The organism is Cellulomonas citrea (assembly GCF_009829685.1).
GTDB lineage: Bacteria > Actinomycetota > Actinomycetes > Actinomycetales > Cellulomonadaceae > Cellulomonas > Cellulomonas citrea.
The window spans coordinates 1-3,548 of sequence record NZ_VWSD01000209.1; the positions used below are offsets into that span (position 1 = coordinate 1).

The following is a 3,548-nucleotide window of genomic DNA, read 5'->3' on the forward strand; positions in this document are numbered from 1 at the left end:
GACCCCCGCCCGTCCGCCCCGCGGCCCGTCCGGCGCCCCCGGTCCGGGCGACTGGGACTCCCGGCGGCTCGACCGCGACCTGCTGCGCCCCGACACGCTCGCGGTGCGCGGCGGTCTGGTGCGCAGCGAGTTCCAGGAGATGTCCGAGGCGCTGTTCCTCACCCAGGGCTACGTCTACGACGATGCGGCCGCGGCCGAGGCCGGGTTCGGCAACAAGCTCGACCGGTTCCTGTACTCCCGGTACGGCAACCCGACCGTCTCGACCTTCGAGGAGCGGCTGCGGCTGCTCGAGGGGGCGCAGGCCTGCTACGCGACGGCCACCGGGATGGCCGCGGTCTTCACCACGCTGGCCGCCCTCGTGCGGTCCGGGTCGCGGATCGTGGCGGCGCGGGCGCTGTTCGGCTCGTCGGTCGTCATCTTCGACGAGATCCTCGCGAAGTGGGGTGTGCGCACCGACTACGTCGACGGGCACGTCCTGTCCCAGTGGCAGGAGGCGCTCGCCACCCCGGCCGACGTGGTGTTCTTCGAGACGCCGTCCAACCCGATGCAGGACCTCGTCGACATCGCCGCGGTGAGCGAGCTGGCGCATGCGGCCGGGGCCACCGTCGTGGTGGACAACGTGTTCGCGACGCCCGTGCTGTCCAAACCGCTCACGCTGGGTGCGGACGTCGTCGTGTACTCGGCGACCAAGCACATCGACGGGCAGGGCCGGGTGCTCGGCGGCGCGATCCTCGGGCCTCGGGAGTTCGTCGAGGGGCCGGTGCAGCTGTTCATCCGCAACACCGGGCCGTCGCTGTCGCCGTTCAACGCGTGGGTGCTGCTCAAGGGGCTGGAGACCATGTCCCTGCGGGTGCGCCACCAGACCGCCGGCGCCCTCGAGCTCGCGACCTGGTTGGAGGCCCAGCCGGGTGTCGGCCGGGTGCGCTACCCCTACCTGCCCTCGCACCCGCAGCACGAGCTGGCCCGGGCGCAGCAGACCGGCGGCGGCACCGTGGTCACGTTCGACCTGGCGGTCGCCGACCCGTCGGACTGGCGCGAGGCCAAGCGGGCGACATTCGCCTTCCTGGACGCGCTGCGGGTGGTCGACCTGTCGAACAACCTGGGCGACGCGAAGTCGATCGTCACCCACCCGGCGACGACGACGCACCGCAAGCTCGGGCCGGAGGGCCGGGCGAAGGTCGGCATCGCCGAGACGACGGTCCGGCTGTCGGTCGGCCTGGAGGACGTCGCCGACCTGCGCGACGACCTGGCCCAGGCCCTCGCCGCGGTCTGAGCCGGGGGTCAGCGCTCCAGGTCGGCCTCGCGCGGGCCGGGGTTCGAGCGCGCGTCGCTGCCCGAGTTCCACTGCGGGTCGTCCGGGTCCAGGTCACGCGGCTCCGGGCCGGGTGAGGACGAGGCGTCCGACCGGCTGTGCCGGCCGTGGCCGCCGACGTCCGCCGGTTCGGGGCCCGGGCTGGAGTGCTCGGCCGACGCGCGGTCGACGGGCTCCTCGTCGGCGGGCGGGCGTCCAGGTCCGCGGGTGCTGCTCGGGTGATCGGTCATCGTCCACCTCAAGGTCGCGTCGCCGACGACCGGGCGCCGTCGACCTGTTCACGGTAGGTCGACGGCGCCCGGGCCGCAGCGCGAGCCGTCAGCGGATGGCCGCCGCGGCCCGGGCCCCGAGCGGGATGAGCAGCACATCGTCGACGTCGAGGTGCTCGGCGGCGGCCAGGACGTCGTCCACGAGCCGTTCGGCGGTGGTGACCACCCAGGTGGCCGACGGCGACCAGGACAGCCCGGACAGCGCATCGAGGTGCGAGAGCTCGGTGCGCTTACGGGCCACGGAGGCGGCGTCCGCCACGACCGCGACCTGCAGCTCGAGGGTGAGCCGCACCTCGGCGCGGCGGCGGCCCGCGGCGGCGAGCTCCTCCTCCACCAGGGCGATCACCCGGGCGAGGGCGCCGTCGGACGGGACCGCGGCCGAGTGCCGCAGCCGCACGACGTGCGCCTCACGCGCCGCGGCGACGATCTGCGACTCGGACTCGGGCCGGGCCTCGACGACGTCGGGCGGCAGGTCGAGCCGGTCGACGTGCAGCCGGGGTGCGGTGCGACGGCCACCGATCAGGTCGGTGCCGGCCGGCGCCGAGGAGGCCCGACGCGAGCCGGCCGACGAGGTGCCGGTCCGGGGTGCGTCGGTGGGCAGAGCCCCGGTCCGGGGTGCGCCGACGGCCGGGGCCTCGGTGCGGCCGGCGCGGGCGGACGTGGTGTGCGGGGACGGGGCAGGGGCGAGCAGGGTCATGGGACGTGCCTTCCGGGCGGAGTGGTGCACGCAGCGGGCCGGACGGCCTCAGCGACGTGCGGGTCGCTGCTTCAGCGACACCAGCTCCGGGTCCATGACATGTCGGCAGGGTAGGTGCGCGGGTTCGTCCGACGCGAGGCGAGCGGCGCGCGGCCGCACCGCTGCCGGCCCTGCGCGCCGATGTCGGTCCGCTGAGCAGCGCCGATGGCCCGTCGGGCTGCCGCGGCGGGTCGTTCACACCTGCGCGACCCGCGGGCGCCGCCGTTCACATCTGGCCCGTCACGGCCCCAGACCGGCGATGAGGTTGACGAGCAGCGCGACGATCACGGTGCCGAACAGGTACGACAGCAGCGCATGCCCAAGGGCGTGCCCCCGCATCCGGGACGAGCCGAGGTCGGTGTCCGAGATCGCGAAGCTCATGCCCACCGTGAACGCCACGTACGCGAAGTCGGTGTAGCGCGGCGGTGTGGTCTGGTGGAAGTCGATCCCGCCGACCGGGGGCGTGTAGTACATCCGCGCGTACCGCAGCGCGCTCATGGTGTGCAGCGTCGTCCAGGACACCGCGACGGCGGCCAGGGTCGCGACGAGGGTCGACGGCTGGTTGCGCTGGGTGAGCACGACACCCACCCCGGCCAGGCTGGCCAGCGCCGCGACCAGGACGACGACATGGGCGCCGAACCGCGTCGGCTCCTCCCGGGTCGCGTGGCCGGCGGTCTGCGCCGGCCCCATCGGCATGGTGACCGCCAGGGTCCACAGCGAGTACACCGCCCCGGTGGCCGCCCAGGCGCCGAGCAGCGCACCGACGACCGTCGGCCAGCGAGGCAGCAGCCCGACGAGCACACCCACGACCGCAGCGACGAGCAGACGGACCAGGGGGGACGGGTCGGCGAACCGGCCGGGGAACGGCTGCTGCACGCGACCAGTGAACCCCACGAGGATGTGCGTGCGGGACGACGCGCCTCAGGCGTCTGCGCTGGAGCCTGCGCCGGCGAACGTGCGCCGGTACTGCGCGGGCGGCACCCCGACGTGCGCGACGAACTGCTGGCGGAAGGTCACGGGGCTGGTGAACCCGACCGCCTGCGCCACGGCCGCCACCGGGAGGTCGCCGGACTCGAGCAGGGCGCGGGCCCGCTCCAGCCTTTCGGTCACCAACCAGCGGTGCACCGAGGTGCCGGTCTCGTCGCGGAACCGGCGGGTGAAGGTCCGCGGCGCCAGGTGCGCGCGGGCCGCCAGCTCGGTGAGCGTCCAGGGGCGGGCCGGGGCCTCGGCG

The 3,548-nt window shown here is 74.9% G+C and carries 5 protein-coding genes; 1 reads left to right on the top strand and 4 read right to left on the bottom strand.

Going from position 1 to position 3,548, the window contains the following annotated elements; all coding sequences use genetic code 11:
* Positions 1–79 precede the first annotated feature (79 nt).
* On the top strand, positions 80–1,273 hold the full coding sequence (locus tag F2B26_RS15070) for an O-succinylhomoserine sulfhydrylase (protein ID WP_159810758.1): 1,194 nt from the start codon (positions 80–82) through the stop codon (positions 1,271–1,273).
* An 8-nt stretch (positions 1,274–1,281) separates the two neighbouring features.
* Here F2B26_RS15070 and F2B26_RS15075 read toward each other — a convergent pair whose 3' ends face one another.
* The 4 genes from F2B26_RS15075 to F2B26_RS15090 form a co-directional block, all read right to left on the bottom strand.
* Positions 1,282–1,542 carry a hypothetical protein gene (locus tag F2B26_RS15075; RefSeq protein WP_159810752.1) on the bottom strand — a complete coding sequence of 87 codons (261 nt, stop codon included), beginning with the start codon at positions 1,540–1,542 and terminating at the stop codon, positions 1,282–1,284.
* An 88-nt stretch (positions 1,543–1,630) separates the two neighbouring features.
* The gene (locus F2B26_RS15080) at positions 1,631–2,278 is read right to left on the bottom strand and encodes a hypothetical protein (protein WP_159810754.1); all 648 of its coding nucleotides are present in this window, start codon (positions 2,276–2,278) and stop codon (positions 1,631–1,633) included.
* 279 nt (positions 2,279–2,557) lie between these two features.
* Positions 2,558–3,193, bottom strand: coding sequence for a DUF1345 domain-containing protein (locus tag F2B26_RS15085; protein WP_201292770.1), 636 nt, complete (start codon positions 3,191–3,193; stop codon positions 2,558–2,560).
* A gap of 45 nt (positions 3,194–3,238) precedes the next feature.
* On the bottom strand, positions 3,239–3,548 hold a 310-nt coding region (locus F2B26_RS15090), incomplete at its 5' end, for a helix-turn-helix domain-containing protein (protein ID WP_159810756.1).

Excerpts from the sequence above, each read along its gene's own strand:
- F2B26_RS15075 (WP_159810752.1), bottom strand. The coding sequence starts at position 1,542 with ATGACCGATCACCCGAGCAGCACCCGCGGACCTGGACGCCCGCCCGCC.
- F2B26_RS15080 (WP_159810754.1), bottom strand. The coding sequence starts at position 2,278 with ATGACCCTGCTCGCCCCTGCCCCGTCCCCGCACACCACGTCCGCCCGC.